The following is a 17,528-nucleotide window of genomic DNA, read 5'->3' as shown; positions in this document are numbered from 1 at the left end:
CTGACGTCGAGGACACCCGCCATGGCCATCCCCCCGCTCCACACGCCGCTCAGCAAGATCACCGCTCACCACATCACCGCGGGCGACACGGTCAAGCTCGCCGTCCTCACCGGACCGGCCGACGGCTCACCGACCACCGTCGTCTTCGAGGTGTGGGAACCGGGCGGCGCCCAACCGCTCAACTGGCACCCCGAGTCCGTGGAGACCTTCGTGGTGCTCGCGGGCGAGGGCCGCGCGGTCAGCGACGAGCACGAACGCGACCTCGCACCGGGTGATGTACTCGTCCTGCCCCTCGGCTCCAAGCACCGGATCACCAACACCTCGGCCACCGAGCGGCTCTACACCCTCACGATCATGTCCCCCGACGAGGGCTTCGCCAACCTGATCCAGCGGGGCCCCGACGCGGTGCTCGACGACGCGGACCTGGCCGTCCTCGGAGCCGCCCGATGAGCGAACTCCTCAACGCCTTCTGGTCGTACGAACAGGCCCTGGGCGCCAATGACGTGGCGGCCCTCGACCACTGGTTCCTGGACGCCCCGGACACGGTGCGCGCCGAGGGTTCCATGGTGCTGAGCGGGCATGCGGCCATCTCGGACTTCCGTCGCGGCCGCAGCGGGGGAGCGCCGGCCCGTACGGTCGAGCGCGTCCATGAGGTGCGGATCGCCGAGGACGTCGCCGTACTGACCGCCGAAACGCTGCGGGCCGACGGGGCGCGCGGGATGCAGACACAGGTGTGGCGGCTGACGGGGGAGGGCTGGCGGATCGCGGCCGCGCACGTCAGCGCGGTGCCGAGCCCGGTGGCGGACGAGGCTCCGGACCCCGCGGTGTGGCGGGTCGTGGGCCGGCCGCTGGTCGCCGGGGCGGAGGAGGGGCCGCTCGCCGGTGTACGTACTGCCGTCAAGGACCTCTTCGCCGTTGCCGGACAGCGGATCGGCGGGGGCAACCCGCAGTGGCTGGCCGATGCGCCGGTGGAGCACCGACATGCCGACGCGGTAAGGGAATTGCTCAGCGCAGGCGCCCAGCTGGCCGGCATCGCCCAGACCGACGAACTCGCCTTCAGTCTCGCCGGGACCAACATCCACTACGGCACCCCCGTCAACCCCGCCGCCCCCGGCCGGATCACCGGCGGCTCCAGCAGCGGCCCGGCGGCGGCGGTCGCCCGCGGCTGGGCGGATCTGGGGCTGGCCACGGACACCGCGGGCTCGATCCGGGTCCCCGCCTCCTACTGCGGCCTCTACGGCTGGCGCCCCACCCTCGGAGCCGTCCCCACCGGCGGCCTGCTCCCGCTGGCCCCGTCCTTCGACACGGCGGGACTGCTTGCCCGGGACCCGGACCTGCTGCGTACAGCGGCGAAGGTGCTCCTGCCCCGGGACGACGAAGCCCGGGTGACCACGCTTCTGGTCGACGACGCCCTCACCGCGCTCGCCGAACCCGAGGTCCGGGCTTCCTTCGAGGCGGCATGCCGGGCACTCTCCCTCCGTACCGGCCTGGAGCTCGTGCGGACCGACACCGGCATGGCCCCACACCTGGAGGAGTGGCTGCCCGCCTTCCGTACCGTCCAGGCGGCCGAGGCGTGGGCCGCGCACGGGGAGTGGATCGAAAAGCATCCAGGCGCGCTGGGGGCCGACATCGAGGCCCGGTTCGCCGGGGGGAGCCAGGTCGCCGAGGGTGAAGTGCGTGACGCCACCTCCGGGCTCCTGTCCGCCCGTTCGGTCATCGTCGAAGTCCTGCCGCCCGGCACCGTGCTCCTTCTCCCCGCCACGAGCAGCCCGGCCCCCCGCGCCGATGCGACACCGGCCGAGGTCGAGACCGTACGAGCCGCAACCCTCCGCCTCACCTGCCTTGCCTCGCTCGCCGGGCTGCCCGCCGTCACCATGCCCCGGCTGCGGGTCCGCGACCTCCCGGTCGGCCTCTGCGCGATCGGCGCGCCGGGCACGGACCACGCCCTCCTGGAGCTGACCCATGCATGAAATCGGCCCCAACTCCCGCAACTCCTGGCGCGCGGACGTCACACACGTCGACCTCCGCCGCCCGCAACGCCTGGCCCGGCCCGTGACCGTGGAGGCTCAGCCCCAAATCCTGACGCTCGACCTGGCCTCGACGGCCATCGTCGTCATCGACATGCAGAACGACTTCTGCTCGCCCGACGGCTGGCTGGCCTCGATCGGAGTGGACGTGTCCCCGGCCCGCACCCCCATCCCCGTACTCCAGCGGCTCCTCCCCGCCCTGAGGGCGGCCGACGTTCCCGTCGTCTGGCTCAACTGGGGCAACCGCCCCGACCGCGCGAACCTCCCGCCCGGCGTCCTCCACGTCTACGACCAGGCTGGAACCGGAGGCGGACTCGGCTCCCAACTGCCCACCGGGGCAAGGGTCCTGGAACGCGACAGCGCGTCCGCCGACATCACCGCACCCCTCTTCGCGGCACCCGGCGACCTGCACATCGCCAAGTACCGCATGAGCGGCTTCCAGGACACCGAACTCGACAGCGTCCTGCGCAATCTCCGCGCCGACACGCTCCTGTTCGCCGGAGTCAACGCCGACCAGTGCGTCCTCGCCACCCTCATGGACGCGGCGAGCCTCGGCTACGACGTGCTGATGCTGGAGGACGCGGTGGCCACCACCTCACCCGCGTACTGCATGGACGCCACCGTCTACAACGTCCGCCAGTGCTTCGGCTTCACCCTCACCGCCGCCGACCTCCAGGAAGCGCTGTGACCCTCCTCCAACCCCACCGGGGCCCCGTCGACGGCGACCACTACCTGCCCGCAGACCCCGCCGCGGTCCACTGGGGTCTGCTCCCCAACGCCCTCTCCAAGCCGGCCCTTTCGGTCCCCTCCGGCGCGGTCGTCAGCCTCGACACCATCAGCCACGAGGGCATCCTCGCCGACCAGGGCCGAGACCCGGCCGCCTTCTTCGCCGCGGCCGGCATCCACGGCATCCTCCACGACACGGCCGAACTCGCCGCTTCCACCCGCCTTCACGACCCCGCCGCCCACGGCCCGCACGTGGTCACAGGACCCGTCCACATCCAGGGGGCCGAGCCCGGCGACGTACTCGAAGTGGAAGTCCTCCGCCTGCGCCGCCGCGCCCCCTACGGCGTGATCAGCAACCGCCACGGCAAGGGCGCGCTCCCCGGCGAATACCCCCAGGGCCCCGGCCCCGACCCGGTCAGTCTGGTCGCCACCGTCGACGACGACGGCCGCGGCCGACTCCCCGTGGGCGACGGTCGCGACATCCGCTTCCCGCTCCGTCCCTTCCTCGGCATCATGGGCACCGCCCCCGCTACCGAAGCCCCGGTCCACTCGGTGCCTCCCGGCCCGCACGGAGGCAATCTCGACGTACGCCACCTCGGCGTCGGCGCCCGCCTCTTCCTCCCCGTCGCCGTCGACGGAGCCCACTTCTACGCAGGCGACCCGCACTTCTCCCAGGGCGACGGCGAAGTGGCCCTTACCGCCTTCGAAGCCCCTCTGCGCGCGACCCTCCGCCTCACCGTCCACCGCGACCCCGCCCTGCGCCGACTCGCGTCCCGCCTGCGCGCCCCCTTCGCCGAGACCGACACCGAGCACATCGTCATGGGCCTGGACACCGACCTCGACGAGGCGATGCGCCACGCCGTACGCGACGCCCTCACCTTCCTCGACGAGCGCTTCTCCGTCCCCGGCCCGGTTGCCCTCGCCTACCTCAGCGCGGCCGCCGACTTCCAGGTCTCCCAGGTGGTCGACATCGTCAAGGGCGTCCACTGCCGCATTTCCAAGGCGGACCTGACCTTCTGACGCCACACTGTTCGCGCTCTGCCAGGGGGCGAGCCTGGATCTCAGGTTTCGATTGCAGGCGACATCACGCCGGTGCGCGAGCGGATCGAGCGGGAACTCGGCCTGCCCGCCGAGCACGTCGTCGTCACTGCGACGCGCGCACAAAGCGCTCCGCATCGCCGACGTCTCGCCGGGTGCGCTCGCGCACGCGGGCAGTCAACGGAGCCGCCAAGTACACGGCGGATTCCCGGAGTTATGACCGGAGCACCTTCGAGGCCATGAACTCCGGCTACGCGCGTGTTGCGGAGGCGCCTGGCCTGCGGGTTCATGGGAAGCCGAGTCGGCCCTGACGCCCCTGCCGAGCCCGCCCCCGGCCGGATCCGGGCGCCGTAGACCCACACCCGCTGCCCGACGCGGCGCGCGTCGGCTCCTTCCCCGACGGCGTCGATGACACCGGCGGCATCGCTGTGCGGGATCACCCGGGGGTAGGGCATCGAGGAGCCGAGCCAGCCGCGCCGCTTCTTGGTGTCGCCGGGGTTCACCCCCGACACGGTGACGCGGACGCGGACCTCGCCCGGGCCGGGCTGAGGGTCAGGGAGTTCGCCGACCTGGAGCACGTCGGTTGCGGGGCCTTGTTCGTCGTACCAGGACGCAAGCATGTGGGACCTCCGTCGCCTCGCAGCTCGCGGGTTCTTCGAGCGTAGGGGGATCGTTCTCGGTGCGCGCGGCTCCGGGCGCGTTCGGCGCGGCTCTGGTGCCAGGTTCTGGAAGGTCTTCAGCGATCCGAACTTGGCTCGGCAGTGTCGTCCGAGGTCGTTTCGGGTTTGGTGTGGAGGACTTCGCGGGCCTGCTCCGCGGCGCGGGTGATGCTCTCGGTGACGAAGTCGAGGAAGCGGGCGATGTTCTCGAGGCGGACGGCGGCCGGGGTGCCGGGGCCGAGGATGCCGACGCCCTGCCGTGCGGTCTCGACGAGCTGGGCGGTGGAGCGGGCGCTGGCCATCATCGACTGGTACCAGACGTCCTCGTCGGCGAAATAGCGCTCGCGGCGCTGTTCGTCGCGTTCCCGGCGGACCAGGCCCTGACTCTCGAGGAACGCGATCGCCTTGGAGATGGACGCCGGGCTGACCTGGAGGCGCTGGACGAGTTCGGACGCGGTGAGGCTGCCGGCGTCGGTGGTGTAGAGGCAGGCCAGGACCCGGGACATCATCTTGGGCGCGCCTGATTGCATGAGGACGGTGGTGAACGTCTCCTCGTACTCGCGTACGGCCTCGGCATCGCGTCCGTGGGGCTGCGGGGGCGCCTCTTCCGGCCCTCGGGGCGCGCTCTGCCTGCGCCGGTGGGCGCGGTGTTCGGTGGCGCGGTGGGCGAGGTCGGCCCGGTAGGCGGTGGGGCCGCCGTTGCGCGTCACCTCGCGCGTGATCGTCGAGGTCGGACGGTCGAGGCGTCTGGCGATCTCCGCGTAGGCGAGGTCGTCGGCCAGTCCCAGCGCGATCTGCTGACGTTCCTGCTGGGTGAGCCTGCCTCCCGGCATCGCGGTCTCCTTCGTGGTCCTTGGTGTCTCCAGCATAGCGTTCGCTCCCAATCCATTGCAACGAACGCGGTGGGGTTGTTGCATTAGACCCAAAACCATTGCAACGATTTCATGGCTTTCACCTGCGGTGACGGCAATCGCGTGCAACGACAGTGTTGCCGGATCTGTGAACGCAACGTAGCTTTTCCATCATCAGAAACAGCGGGCCGAAGAGCGCACGCTGCAGAAGAAGGAGAGCACGATGCAGAAGTTCGACACCCCCGCCCCGGTCTCCGCCGTCCTCGACATCCCCGCGGGACGCATCCGGTTCATCGCCGCCGACCGGGCCGACACCACGGTCGAGATCCTGCCCGCGGACGCCTCGAAGGGCCGCGACGTGAAGGCGGCGGAGCAGATCGAGGTCGCCTACGGCGACGGCGTCCTGCGGATCGACGCCCCGGCGGCGAAGAACCGGATCCTCGGCGCTCCCGGATCCATCGAGGTGACCATCCAGCTGCCCGTCGGCTCCCGCATCGAGGCGAAGGCGGCCAGCGCCGAGTTCCGGGGCGTCGGACGGCTCGGCGACGTCGCCTTCGAGAGCGCGCAGGGCACGGTCAAGCTCGACGAGGCCGCGAGCGCCCGCCTCACCCTCCAGGCCGGCGACGTATCGGTCGGCCGCCTGGGCGGCTCCGCGGAGATCAGCACCCAGAAGGGCGACCTCCACATCACCGAGGCCGTGCGCGGCACGGTCACGCTGCGCACCGAACACGGCGAGATCTCGGTCGGCGCCGCCCGCGGAGTCTCCGCCGCCCTGGACGCCGGCACCGGCTACGGCCGGATCCACAACACGCTCAAGAACACCGACGGCGCCGCCGCCGGCCTGAACATCCACGCGACCACCGCCTACGGCGACATCACCGCCCGCAGCCTGTAAACCCGCAGCCTGCAAAGGAGCACCCCTCATGACCGGCTTGGCCATCGCGGCGAACGGGCTGCGCAAGTCCTACGGCGACCAGACCGTCCTCGGCTGCTTCTGGTCGACCTCGAAGTTCAACGACGACCCGAAGTAGCCGCCATGGCAACGCGGGCCACCTTCCGCAACGCGTCCCACCCGAGGGCGGCGTGCACCGACATCCGGTCGGCGTACGCCGCTCCGTTCGTGTGCGAGGAGGACCTCATCCCGGCCGCTGATCCGCTCGGTGATCGGTGATCGGTGATCGGTGTGCTGCGGCCGGGCCGCCTGGTTGACTGTCGTGTGGCCAGGGGGCTCAGTGGTGCTCGGTCAGATCCTTCTCCAGCGCGTGCGCGGTGGCGTCCAGGGCGGCGACCAGGGACTGAAGGCGGTGTGGGTCGTAGCGCACGCTAGGCATCGACACCGACAGACCGGCCAGCGCGGTGCCGTCCTGGTCGCGCACCGGCACGCCGACGGCGACGAGACCGCGTTCGGATCGCTCCTTGTTGACGGCGAACCCGTTGCGGCGCAGACGCCTCAGCTCCGTCCGCAGCCTGGCGAGATCCGGGCGATCGGCCGGACGGTCGCGGTAGCGCTCGGGGGCGTAGACCTCCTCCAGCTTCTCCTCGGCGAGGTCGGCGAGGAGAAGCAGTCCCGCCGTCGTGCGGTGGGCCGGGAACACCATGCCCTCCCGGGAACCGACCCGTAGTGCCTGCCGGCACTCGACACTGGCGATGAACCGGGCCGTGTCCCCGGTGCGCACGATCAGGTTCGTGGTCTCGTCCAGCAGATCGACGACCCGGCGCAGATGGGGCAGCGCCGCCGCGCGCAGCCGCGACACGAGGGACTGGGAGTGCGCGGCGAGTTCCAGCACCAACCCCGCCCGGTAGACGCGGTCCTCGCCCTGTACGGCGAAGTCCCGGTAGACGAGCATCGCCAGGACCCGGTGGGCGGTCGACCTGGCCACGCCCAGCCGCTCGGCGATCTGCGACACGGTCGCGCCGCCCTCCATCTGCAGGATGGTCGCCGCCCGCAGGGCGTGGTCCACGCTGGCGATGGGGTAGGGCGGTGGCGTCTTCAGTGGTTTGTCCATGGCGTGGCCTCCAGATTCTGGGCCTCGGATTCTGCTCTATTCTGGCCTCGTATTCTGCTCTCCAGAATCTACATGTCCATTTGGCGGACACGGCGCACGCTGTGGAGTGTGACTCAGTCCTCCATCGCCCAAGACTTCGCCACGGGTTCCCCGGTCCGGCTCCAGGCCGTCTCCGCCGAGGGGCAGCCCGAGGTCACCCCCGCGCTCGAAGAGCTGTACCGGGGCTTCGAACAGGAGCTGCTCGTCCCCCTGTGGACCGAGATCGGCGACCTGATGCCGGCCCACCCGCGCTCACGCGCCGTGCCGCACCTGTGGCGCTGGGAGCGGCTGCGGGAGCTGGCAGCCCAGGCCGGCGACGTGGTCCCCGTCGGCCGCGGCGGTGAGCGCCGGGCCATCGCGCTGGCCAACCCCTCCCTCGGCGGCAGGCCGTTCGCCACCCCGACGCTTTGGGCGGCCATCCAGTACCTCATGCCCGGCGAGGACGCCCCCGAGCACCGGCACACCCAGCACGCCTTCCGCTTCGTCGTCGAGGGCGAGGGCGTGTGGACGGTCGTCGGGCGCGACCCGGTGGCCATGCGCCGCGGCGACTTCCTCCCGCAGGCCGGCTGGAACTGGCACGCCCACCACAACGCCACCGCCGAGCCGATGGCCTGGATCGACGGACTGGACATCCCCTTCCAGTACGCCACCGAGACGCAGTTCTTCGAGTTGGGCCGCGACGAGATCAGCGACGCCGAGCGGATCACGCCGCAGCGGTCGCGCTCCGAGCGCCTGTGGGGCCACCCGGGCCTGCGTCCGCTGTCGGCCGTCCCGGCCACCCCGGGCAGCCCGCTGCTGTCCTACAAGTGGGAGTACACCAACGCCGCCCTGGGCGACCAGCTCCTGCTGGAGAAGGAGGGCTTCGGCGGCACCGTCGAGCCCGGCCACGCCGCGGTGCGCTACTCCAACCCGCACGACGGCTCCGACGTCCTGCCGACCATCCGCGCCGAGTTCCACCGCATCGCCCGCGGCGCCGAGACCGCGCCGGTGCGCGAGACCGGTTCGTCGGTCTACCAGGTCTTCGACGGCTCCGGTGTGGTGACCGTCGGCGACAAGTCCTGGACGGTCAGCCGCGGCGACCTGTTCGTCGTCCCGTCCTGGGAGCCGTTCTCCGCCAAGTCCGAGGCCGGCGCCACCGACTCCGACGAGGGCGCCCTCGACCTGTTCCGCTTCTCCGACGCGCCCGTCTTCGAGGCGCTCAAGCTCAACCGCACCCAGAAGGACGCCTGAACATGAAGCTCGCCACCATCCGCACCGCCGACGGGACCCGGGCGGTCCGCCTCGACGGCGAGGTCCTCGTCGACCTCGGGTACGGCGACCTGGGCGAGCTGTTCGCCGAGGCCGACTGGCAGTCCAAGGCCGCCGCCGCCTCCGGCACCGCCTACCCGGTCGAGGGCGCGGACTTCGCGCCGGTCGTCCCCAACCCGTCCAAGGTTGTCTGCGTCGGCCACAACTACACCAACCACATCAAGGAGATGGGCCGGGAGCTTCCGAACTACCCGACCCTCTTCCCGAAGTTCGCCGACACCCTGCTGGGCGCAGGCGACGACATCGTCAAGCCGGCCGAGACCGACGCGCTCGACTGGGAGGTCGAGCTGGCCGTCGTGATCGGCAAGCAGGTGCGCCGCGCCGACGAGCGGCAGGCCGCCGACGCCATCGCCGGCTTCACCGTCATGAACGACATCTCGGTGCGCGACTGGCAGTTCCGCACCATCGAGTGGACCCAGGGCAAGATCTGGGGGGCCTCCACCCCGGTCGGCCCCTACGTCGTCACCCCCGACGAGGTCGGCGGCGTCCGCCCCGCGCTCGAGGTCAAGACGGTCGTCGACGGCCAGGTCATGCAGCGGGACGACACCGGCACGCTGCTGTTCGACCCGGTCTTCCTGGTGCGGTACATCTCCACCGTCATCACCCTGCGCCCGGGCGACATCATCGCCACCGGCACCCCGGCCGGCGTCGGCAACGCCCGCAAGCCGCAGGTCTTCCTGCTCCCCGGCCAGACCGTGGTCACTGAGATCTCCGGCCTCGGCGCCTGCACCAACAAGGTGGTCGGGGCATGACGGACGGCACGCGGACGTTCGCCGCCGCGCGCGATTGGGCCCGCACGGGCACCAAGCTGCTGCTCGACGCCGTCGCGGGACTCGACGACGCCGGCTTCCGCGCCCCCAGCGTGCTGCCGGAGTGGACCCGGGGGCACCTCGCGGCGCACGCCGCCGCCAACGCCGATGCCCTGTGCAACCTGGTGCACTGGGCGGCCACCGGCGAAGAGACGCCGATGTACGCCTCCCCCGAGGAGCGCGCCGCCGGCATCGCCAGGGGCGCGGCCGTGTCGGCCGAGGAGCTCCGCTCCTGGGTGACCGCCTCCGCGCAGGCGCTCGACGAGGGACTGGACCGGCTCACCGACCAGCAGTGGCAGCACGAGGTCGTCACCGCCCAGGGCCGCACCGTCCCCGCCACCGAACTCCCGTGGATGCGCGCCCGCGAGGTATGCGTCCACGCCGTCGACTTCGGCACCGGCGCCACCTTCGCCGACCTCCCGGCCGGCTTCCTCACCGTCCTGTGCGACGACGTCGTCACCAAGCGCGCCGCGGCCCCCGGCCCGGCCGTGACGCTGCGGGCACCGGCCACCGGCGCCGCCTGGGAGCTGCCGGGCGACGGCGAAGCCGCCCAGGTCACGGGCGAACTGCACGACATCGCGGCCTACCTCACCGGACGGGACGCCGACCTGCGCACCGCGGACGGCACGCCTGCCCCCGCGCTGGGCGCCTGGCTCTGACGCCGACGCGCAACGACCCATTGGACTCAAGGAAGAGACCATGAACCCAGCAACACCCTCCACCGGCACCCGACCCGACGTCATCGTCGTCGGAGGCGGCATCGGCGGCCTCAGCACCGCGTTCGCCCTCACCCGCGCAGGCCTGCGTGTACGCGTCCTCGAACGGGCCAAGGAGTTCGGCGAGGTGGGCGCCGGCCTGCAGATCGCCCCCAACTGCACCCGCATCCTCGCCGAGTACGGCCTGCTGGAGGAGGCCAGGACTCTTGGCGTCGTCCCCGAGAACATGGTGATGCGGGACGCGCTCGACTCCCGGGAACTGACCCGCCTTGACCTGCGCGACCTCGAACGCCGCTACGGCTTCCCGTACATGGTCATCCACCGCAGCGACCTGCACGGCATCTTCCTGCGTGCCTGCGAACGCGCCGGTGTCGAGCTGCTGACCGACCAGAGTGTCGTCGGCTACGAGCACACGGATGGCGGCGCCCTGATCCGCCTGGAGGACGGCAGTACCCAGGAGGCGCCGCTGGTCGTCGCCGCCGACGGGCTGCACTCCGTGGCCCGCCGCCAACTGGTGGGCGACGACGTGGTCAGCTCCGACTACGTCGCCTACCGCGCGGCCGTCCCGATCGAGCAGGTCCGGGACAACGGCATCGCGGAGAAGGACGTCACCGTCTACGTCGGCCCGCGCTGCCACTTCGTCCAGTACGCGCTGCGCGGCGGCGAGATGTTCAACCAGGTCGCCGTGTTCGAATCGCCCAAGGCCCTGGCCGGGCAGGAGGACTGGGGCACGCCCGACGAGCTGGACGCCGCCTTCGAGGCCACCTGCGACACCGTGCGCAAGGGCATTCCGCTGATGTGGCGGGACCGCTGGTGGCAGATGCTCGACCGCGACCCGATCGAGACGTGGGTGCACGGCCGTATCGCGCTGCTCGGCGACGCCGCGCACCCGCCGCTGCAGTACATGGCGCAGGGCGCGATCATGGCGATCGAGGACGGCTGGGTGCTCGCGCGGCACATCGCCCGGCATGCTGTCGCCGGTCACGAAACCCCGCAGGGCCTGGACGCCGCCCTGGCCGCGTACGAGGCGGTCCGCGTCGAGCACTGCCGGAGGGTGCAGACGACGGCGCGCGCCTGGGGTGAACTGTGGCACCTCGACGGAGACGAACGCCTGCAACGCAACACGATCATGCGTGGCCTGGACATCCACGACTACGGCTTCACCGACTGGGTGTACGGCCCCACCGCGCTGACGCCCGACGAGGAGCCGGCCATGTTCACCCCGATCCCGTTGGAGTCGGTCCCCGCCGAGCAGAACACCGGCGCGCGGACGGACGCCGTGGCGCTCACGGCAGGCAGCGCCCGCTGACCGAAGCCTGCTGCCCAAGGCGGACCGCGCGTTCCCGGCGGGCAACGCGACAGCCGTTTCCACTCGTCCCCGCCTGCCCCTGCCCGCTCACCGGCACCGCCTGCGTCAGCCTCGTCTACACCGACCACGGCATCCGTCGACCTGCTCCCCTGAGCGTGAGCCACCGGTCAAGACGAAGGGGTACGCCGCCACCACGGTCGACGACATCGCGACCGCGGTGGGCACCACACGAGTGACCTTCTACAAGTACTTCCCCTCCCGCAGTGAACTGATGAAGGCGCTCATCGACGAGCAGCTCAACGTGGCGCTGCAGCACGTCCGTTCCCCGGAGCACGGCTCGACGGCGCAGGACCTCGTCGCCACCGTCGTCGACGGGACGCCGGGGGCGATCACGGCGTGGCTGCGGCGGACCGCCGACAGCTGGCCGGCCATCCGACCGATCATCCGCATCGGCCGTGATGCCGCGGTGGTCGACCCGGAACTCATCGACCTGGTCGAGCGATGGCTGGAGGAGGCCATCAGCGACATCGAGGACGGACTGATGACGGCCGGCCGCTTCGAGGCCCATCAACGCCACTTCCGGGGCGTTCTCGCGATGGCCCAGTTCGACGTCGTCGCCCAGAACTGGGATGGCGCCGCCGACTGGAAGCTCACGCGTGACCAGATGCTCGACGAGCTCAGCGCCAGTTGGGTACGGCTGCTGACCTGACCTGACCTGACCTGACCTGACCTGACCTGGTCCGGGGGTGCGATTCCCCCCGACCACCCGCCCCCTGCACCTCCTGGCTAGCTGTGTCGGCAGGCAAGAATGAAGCCCAAGAGGCCACCCGGGACACGACGGTGCCGACCTGTCCGGGAGCGTACATTTCGCCGCCGGTATCGCTCTGTGCCGGGCCGCCTGCTGTGTAGTCACCGGGATCGACGGCGCTCCGATCGGGCAGGCAGGCCGCGGCCTTGTCGCGGCCGCCGACGGCGAAACCCACCGACTGCTGATATCGATGATCAGCAACTGAGGCCGGTCCTGCGGCTGAAAGGCCGTCCCCACACCCGCCTCAGCCCACTCGGTTCGCGGCGGCGCTCGGGCAGTGCAGCGCCATGTCGGCCTGGGCGCGCGGTGGGCGGATGCCCCTGGCGGCGGTGGGCGCTGCGGCCAGGGGCATGCCTCACAGCACCTTGGACAGGAACGAGCGGGTGCGTTCGTGCGTCGGGTGTGCCACCACCTCGCGCGGTACACCCGCCTCGACGACCGCGCCGTCGTCCATGAAGACCAGCGAATCGCCCACCTCGCGGGCGAAGGCGATCTCGTGGGTGACCACCAGCATCGTCATGCCGGACGTCGCCAGGTCCCGCATCACGTCCAGGACTTCACCCACCAGCTCGGGGTCGAGCGCGGAGGTCGGCTCGTCGAAGAGCATCAGTTTCGGCTCCATCGCCAGCGCCCGCGCGATGGCTACCCGCTGCTGCTGGCCGCCCGAGAGCTGTGCGGGGTAGGCGTCACCGCGGGTGCCGAGTCCTACCCGGTCCAGCAGCGCGCTCGCACGCTCCCGCACGACGGCCCTGGCCTCGCCCCGGACCCGGACCGGCGCCTCCATGATGTTCTGCAGCGCCGTCATGTGCGGGAAGAGGTTGAAGCGCTGGAAGACCATGCCGATGTCACGGCGCCGGGCGGCGACCTCCTTGTCGCGCAGCTCGTACAGCCGCCCGCCGTGCTCGCGGTAGCCGACGAGCCGTCCGTGCACCTCGAGCCGGCCCGCGTCGACCTTCTCCAGATGGTTGACGCAGCGCAGGAACGTGGACTTGCCCGACCCGGACGGGCCGATCACGCACGCCACTTCGCCGGGCGCGACCTCCAGGTCGATGCCGCGCAGCAGCTCGGTGTGACCGAAACTCTTGCGCACACCACGCGCTGACACAGCTGCCGTCGTCGTGGTCGTCACCGGCGCACTCCCTTCGAGTAGCGCCGCTCCAGGAACCGCTGGAGAACGGTGGCGACGGTCGTGAGGACCACATACCAGATCGTGACGGTGAGCAGCAGCTCCACGATCTTGAGGTTGTTGGAGTAGATCTTCACGGCGGACTGGAGGAGTTCGCCGTACTGGATCGCGTACGCCAGCGAGCTGGTCTTGAGCATGCTGACGAACTCGTTGCCGGTCGGCGGCACGATGACCCGCATGGCCTGCGGCAGGACGATCCGGCGCAGGGTCAGGGCGCGGCGCATGCCGAGTGCGTGGGCGGCCTCGGTCTGGCCCTCGTCGACGGAGTCGATGCCGGCGCGGACGATCTCCGCCATATAGGCGCCCTCGTTGATGCCGAGGCCCAGCAGCGCGGCGACGAACGGGGTCATCAGATCGTTCGTCTGCCAGCTGCCGATGCCGGGGAGCGTCACCTCCGGTATGACCAGGGCCAGGTTGTACCAGAGCAGCAGCTGGACGATGACCGGAGTACCGCGGAAGAGCCAGACGTACGCCGCCGACACTGCCCGTATCTCACGGTGGCGGGAACGCCCGAGGATGGCGAAGAGCACGCCGAGCGCGATGCCGAGTGCCTGGGCCAGGACGCTGATGACGACCGTGTTGCCGAGACCGGTCAGGACGTTGCTCGCGGTGAGGAACTCCCTGGTGACCGAGTAGTCGATGTCCGCGCCGGCGAAGGCCCGGACCACGAGTGCCAGCGCCGCCACGATGACGACGAGGAACGCCCACCGTCCGTACTCGCGGACCGGGACCGCTTTGACGGTGTCGGGCGGTGTCTTGCTGATCGTGGTGGTCATGTGCCCGCGTTCACCTTCGCCTCGGTGACCGCACCCTCCGGAATCCCGTACTTCTCGATCAGCTTGGTGTAGGCACCGTTGTCGATGATCGCGGCGAGCGCCTTGCTCAGAGCTTCGCGCAGGGCGGTGTCCTGCTTGCCGACGGCGATGCCGAGCGGGCCCGCCTCGATCTGCTCGCCCACGACCTCGAAGTCCTTGCCGCCGTTGGAGGTGCGGGCGTTGTAGCTGGCGACCGGGTAGTCCTCCAGGCCGGCCACCGCGCGGCCCTGCTTGACCTGGAGCAGTGCCTCGGTCTCGCGGTCGAACTCAAGGATCTGGATCTTCTTCTTGCCGTCCTTGACGCATGTCTTGCTCTGCTCCGCCGCGTATCCGGCCTGGGTGGTGGAGCGCTGGACGGCGACGGTCTTGCCGCACAGGCTGGTCAGCGACTTCAGACCTTCCGGGTTGCCCTTCTTCACCAGGAGCATCGCGCCGGCGGTGTAGTAGTCGACGAAGTCGACGCTGGCCTGGCGCTTCTTGGTGTCGGACATACCAGATATCACGACGTCGAGGCGCTTGGACTTGAGTGAGGTGATCAGGCCGTCGAAGGACGCGTTCTTGAACTCGAACGGCACTCCGAGCTGCTTGCTCAGCGCGTCGGCGAGGTCCTTGTCGAAGCCCAGGACAGTGGTGCCGTCGGTGTCGTAGTACTCCATCGGCGCGTACGAGATGTCGGAACCGACGACGATCTTGCCCGCCTCGCGGATCTCCTTGGGGAGGTCCTTGTACAGGGGTGCGGAAGTCGTCGCGGCCTTCGGCTCCGAGTCATCGCCGGAGGTGCCGCAGGCGGCGGTGGAGGCGGCGAGGAGGGTGACGAGCACGGCGGAGGCGAGCAGGTTTCTGGGCATTCGGGTCATGTCCTCGGTCTCGTTCTGGGTCGTGTCACGGGAAGTGGCGTGCGGGGCCGGGGCGTGCGGGGACGGGGCGTGGCCCTGGCCTCTCGGGTGGCAGGCAGGGTGGGTGGTGCGGGTGCAGGCAGGGTGGGTGGTGCAGGGGCAAGCAGGGCGGGTGCTGCGGGGGCGGTCATGCGCGGTACAGGTCGCGACGGGCCACCGTGACGCGGCGCAGCACGTCGGGCAGGAGGGTCGCGCCGCTGCCGGGACCCGTGGGGACGGTGAGGTGGCCGTCGTCCAGGACAAAGGGCTCGGTGAGGTCCTCGGCGTAGTAGCGCGAGGAGGCCGAGGTGTCGCCGGGCAGAACGAAGCCGGGCAGGGCCGCGAGCGCCAGGTTGGCGGATCGGCCGACTCCGGTCTCCAGCATGCCGCCGCACCACACCGGCACTCCCTGCGCGCGGGCCACGTCGTGGATACGGCGCGCCTCCAGGTAGCCGCCGACACGGGCCGGCTTGATGTTGATGACGCGGCAGGCGCCGAGTGCGAGGGCGGTGGCGGCGTCGCGGGCCGAGGTGATCGACTCGTCCAGACACAGGGGCGTACGGACCACCTTGGCGAGCTCCGCGTGGCCGCGCAGGTCGTCCTCGTCGAGCGGCTGCTCGATGAGGGCCAGCGCGAACTCGTCGAGGCGGCGCAGGTGTTCGGCGTCCGAGAGGCGGTAGGCGGTGTTGGCGTCGACCTGGAGGATCACCTCGTCGCCGAACGCGTCGCGTACGGCACGCACCGGCTCGACGTCCCAGCCCGGCTCGATCTTGAGCTTGATCCGCAGATAGCCCTCGGCGAGGTACCCCTCGACGGCGGACAGGAGCTCGCCGACGCTGTCCATGATGCCGACGGACACGCCCGACGGCACGCGGTCCTTCACGGCACCCAGGTGGGTGCCGAAGGACATGCCGTAGGACCGCAGTTCGGCGTCCAGGACGGCGGTCTCCAGCACGGCCTTGGCCAGCGGATGTCCCTTGACGGCTTCGACGGCGGGACCGATCCGCGCCGCGGTGACCTCGCCGAGCGCGGTGACCCGCGGGATCAGATGGTCACGCAGCACCAGTTCGGCGGAGGCCGCGAACTCCGGGCAGTACAACGGGTCGGGGTCTCCCGCGAATTCGCCCCAGCCCTCGCCCGTGTCGGTGACGACACGCAGCAGGAAGGTGTCGCGGACGGTGTCCGTGCCGAAGGACGTACGGAAGGCACCCACCAACGGCAGCCGGATGTGGACGAGTTCGATGTGTTCGATCTTCAACGGGTCTCCGCAAGGTGCGTCGGGGCGGCGCCACGGGGGTCGGACGGGATGCCAAGGGCTCAAGGAGTCAGGGACTCAAGGAGTCAGGGACTCAAGGACTCAAGGACTCAGGGACGGGTGAGGCGATACCAGCCGTCGCGTGTCATGGAGGTCGCCGCGTAGCCGTCGGCCAGGGCTGGAGCGAGGACGTCTTGCACCGCCGTGCGCCATGCCACGGCACGTGCGGGATCCGCGCCGCGTACGGCCACGATGTCCTCCGGGACGCGGCACCACAGGGAGCGCTCGTCGCGAGCGGTGAACGGCAGCCCGTCCGGGCCGGGGGAGGTGTCGGGGTCGGGGCGGTCCGCGATGTCGGCTGCCGGGGTGCCGAGCCGGTCCAGATGCCAGACGGCGGTGAGCCGGTCGGTCTTGTCGCCGGTGTTGAAGCCGTCGTCGAGCGGGCCGTAGAAGTCCGGGGTGTACTCGGTTGCGTGCGCGCCCAGTTTGACCAGGTTGAACCAGGCGTTGCGGCGCACCAGCGGATCGAACGTCCAGCTGATGGTGGCGACGCCACGCTCAAGTGCCCAGGAGCGCTGCGCCAGTTTGAGCGCGTACCCCACGCCTCTGCCGCCCTGTTTGGCGCCGGCGATCAGGCTGTAGAGGTCGTGACCCCGGGGCGGTCCGAAGATCGCCGCGGTCGCCCCCGTCATGCCGCCGGGCCCGAACGCCACATGGACGGCGCCGCCCGCATGGGCCAGCGAGCGCAGCACATCGGGGGCGAGCGGGTCGTGCCCGGGGGGCGTCGCCCACACCTCGGCGAGGAGACGGGAGACGGCGAGCAGCCGCTCGGGGTCCTCGATGGTCTCGATCCGCACGCCCGCCGCGCCCGCCGCGGCCTGGGCCTGCTGGGCCGCCGAGGCGAGTGAGGCGGCGAAGGGCCCGTGGTCGCCCGAAGGGCCGATCGCCGGATCCGCAGGCAGCGGCCGTCCGCATTCCCCGCATGTCGTTGCTGAGCGATGAGTTTCGGTGAGCACGGAGCAAGACTCGGGCAAGCACCCGGCGCCACTCTTCGGATGACCGCCACAGGAAACCGAATTGACCTTGGGCGATCAGCCAAAA

18 protein-coding genes and 2 pseudogenes are annotated in these 17,528 nt (G+C 70.9%); 12 read left to right on the top strand and 8 right to left on the bottom strand.

Annotated elements, in window-relative coordinates:
- Positions 1-21 precede the first annotated feature (21 nt).
- From OIC96_RS12145 to OIC96_RS12130, 4 genes are read left to right on the top strand one after another with little or no spacing between them, the layout of a single operon-like run.
- Positions 22-450 (top strand): cupin domain-containing protein, encoded by a 429-nt coding sequence (locus OIC96_RS12145; RefSeq protein WP_330307815.1) that lies wholly within the window; start codon positions 22-24, stop codon positions 448-450.
- Positions 447-1,970, top strand: a complete 1,524-nt coding sequence (locus OIC96_RS12140; protein WP_330307816.1) for an amidase — start codon at positions 447-449, stop codon at positions 1,968-1,970. The genes OIC96_RS12145 and OIC96_RS12140 overlap by 4 nt, the downstream gene beginning before the upstream one ends.
- Positions 1,963-2,715 carry a cysteine hydrolase family protein gene (locus OIC96_RS12135; protein ID WP_330307817.1) on the top strand — a complete coding sequence of 251 codons (753 nt, stop codon included), beginning with the start codon at positions 1,963-1,965 and terminating at the stop codon, positions 2,713-2,715. The genes OIC96_RS12140 and OIC96_RS12135 overlap by 8 nt, the downstream gene beginning before the upstream one ends.
- Positions 2,712-3,773: an acetamidase/formamidase family protein gene (locus OIC96_RS12130; protein ID WP_330307818.1), complete on the top strand. Its 1,062-nt coding sequence runs from the start codon at positions 2,712-2,714 to the stop codon at positions 3,771-3,773. Before OIC96_RS12135 ends, OIC96_RS12130 begins: the two co-directional genes overlap by 4 nt.
- Positions 3,774-4,108: 335 nt before the next feature.
- On the opposite strand, the pseudogene OIC96_RS12125 reads toward OIC96_RS12130, so the two are convergent.
- Both OIC96_RS12125 and OIC96_RS49875 read right to left on the bottom strand, forming a co-directional pair.
- Positions 4,109-4,411: pseudogene (locus tag OIC96_RS12125) on the bottom strand (alcohol dehydrogenase catalytic domain-containing protein); the annotation flags it as partial.
- A gap of 116 nt (positions 4,412-4,527) precedes the next feature.
- Positions 4,528-5,283, bottom strand: a complete 756-nt coding sequence (locus OIC96_RS49875; RefSeq protein WP_406502141.1) for a GbsR/MarR family transcriptional regulator — start codon at positions 5,281-5,283, stop codon at positions 4,528-4,530.
- A gap of 241 nt (positions 5,284-5,524) precedes the next feature.
- Here OIC96_RS49875 and OIC96_RS12110 point away from each other — a divergent pair, with 241 nt between their 5' ends.
- Entirely contained in the window at positions 5,525-6,196 is a 672-nt protein-coding gene (locus OIC96_RS12110; protein ID WP_330307819.1) for a DUF4097 family beta strand repeat-containing protein, read from the top strand.
- Positions 6,197-6,337: 141 nt separating this feature from the next.
- Positions 6,338-6,472 (top strand): hypothetical protein, encoded by a 135-nt coding sequence (locus OIC96_RS12105; RefSeq protein WP_330307820.1) that lies wholly within the window; start codon positions 6,338-6,340, stop codon positions 6,470-6,472.
- Between the two features lie 58 nt (positions 6,473-6,530).
- Here the strand turns inward: OIC96_RS12105 and OIC96_RS12100 are convergent, their stop codons facing one another.
- Positions 6,531-7,307, bottom strand: a complete 777-nt coding sequence (locus OIC96_RS12100; protein ID WP_330307821.1) for an IclR family transcriptional regulator — start codon at positions 7,305-7,307, stop codon at positions 6,531-6,533.
- 108 nt (positions 7,308-7,415) lie between these two features.
- Here OIC96_RS12100 and OIC96_RS12095 point away from each other — a divergent pair, with 108 nt between their 5' ends.
- The 6 genes and pseudogenes from OIC96_RS12095 to OIC96_RS12070 all read left to right on the top strand — a co-directional run.
- Entirely contained in the window at positions 7,416-8,576 is a 1,161-nt protein-coding gene (locus OIC96_RS12095; RefSeq protein ID WP_330307822.1) for a cupin domain-containing protein, read from the top strand.
- Positions 8,577-8,578: 2 nt separating this feature from the next.
- Positions 8,579-9,406: a fumarylacetoacetate hydrolase family protein gene (locus OIC96_RS12090; protein ID WP_330307823.1), complete on the top strand. Its 828-nt coding sequence runs from the start codon at positions 8,579-8,581 to the stop codon at positions 9,404-9,406.
- A complete protein-coding gene (locus OIC96_RS12085) occupies positions 9,403-10,122 on the top strand; it encodes a maleylpyruvate isomerase family mycothiol-dependent enzyme (protein WP_330307824.1) in 720 nt (239 codons plus the stop codon). Before OIC96_RS12090 ends, OIC96_RS12085 begins: the two co-directional genes overlap by 4 nt.
- 40 nt (positions 10,123-10,162) lie before the next feature.
- Positions 10,163-11,488 (top strand): FAD-dependent oxidoreductase, encoded by a 1,326-nt coding sequence (locus OIC96_RS12080; RefSeq protein ID WP_330307825.1) that lies wholly within the window; start codon positions 10,163-10,165, stop codon positions 11,486-11,488.
- A 7-nt stretch (positions 11,489-11,495) separates the two neighbouring features.
- Entirely contained in the window at positions 11,496-12,197 is a 702-nt protein-coding gene (locus tag OIC96_RS12075) for a TetR/AcrR family transcriptional regulator (protein ID WP_330462168.1), read from the top strand.
- 127 nt (positions 12,198-12,324) lie between these two features.
- Positions 12,325-12,501 (top strand): annotated as a pseudogene (locus OIC96_RS12070) (inositol monophosphatase family protein); the annotation flags it as partial.
- 150 nt (positions 12,502-12,651) lie between these two features.
- Here OIC96_RS12070 and OIC96_RS12065 read toward each other — a convergent pair.
- The 5 genes from OIC96_RS12065 to OIC96_RS12045 all read right to left on the bottom strand — a co-directional run bounded on the left by OIC96_RS12065 (position 12,652) and on the right by OIC96_RS12045 (position 17,443).
- Positions 12,652-13,425 carry an amino acid ABC transporter ATP-binding protein gene (locus tag OIC96_RS12065; RefSeq protein ID WP_330307826.1) on the bottom strand — a complete coding sequence of 258 codons (774 nt, stop codon included), beginning with the start codon at positions 13,423-13,425 and terminating at the stop codon, positions 12,652-12,654.
- Positions 13,422-14,258: an amino acid ABC transporter permease gene (locus OIC96_RS12060; protein WP_330307827.1), complete on the bottom strand. Its 837-nt coding sequence runs from the start codon at positions 14,256-14,258 to the stop codon at positions 13,422-13,424. Before OIC96_RS12060 ends, OIC96_RS12065 begins: the two co-directional genes overlap by 4 nt.
- Positions 14,255-15,154: an ABC transporter substrate-binding protein gene (locus tag OIC96_RS12055; protein WP_330307828.1), complete on the bottom strand. Its 900-nt coding sequence runs from the start codon at positions 15,152-15,154 to the stop codon at positions 14,255-14,257. The genes OIC96_RS12060 and OIC96_RS12055 overlap by 4 nt, the downstream gene beginning before the upstream one ends.
- A 166-nt stretch (positions 15,155-15,320) precedes the next feature.
- The gene (gene menC, locus OIC96_RS12050; protein ID WP_330307829.1) at positions 15,321-16,430 is read right to left on the bottom strand and encodes an o-succinylbenzoate synthase; all 1,110 of its coding nucleotides are present in this window, start codon (positions 16,428-16,430) and stop codon (positions 15,321-15,323) included.
- A gap of 107 nt (positions 16,431-16,537) precedes the next feature.
- Positions 16,538-17,443 (bottom strand): chorismate synthase, encoded by a 906-nt coding sequence (locus OIC96_RS12045; protein WP_330307830.1) that lies wholly within the window; start codon positions 17,441-17,443, stop codon positions 16,538-16,540.
- Positions 17,444-17,528 lie beyond the last annotated feature (85 nt).

The organism is Streptomyces sp. NBC_00775 (assembly GCF_036347135.1).
Taxonomy (GTDB): domain Bacteria; phylum Actinomycetota; class Actinomycetes; order Streptomycetales; family Streptomycetaceae; genus Streptomyces; species Streptomyces lutosisoli.
This window is presented reverse-complemented; position numbering and strand designations above follow the sequence as displayed.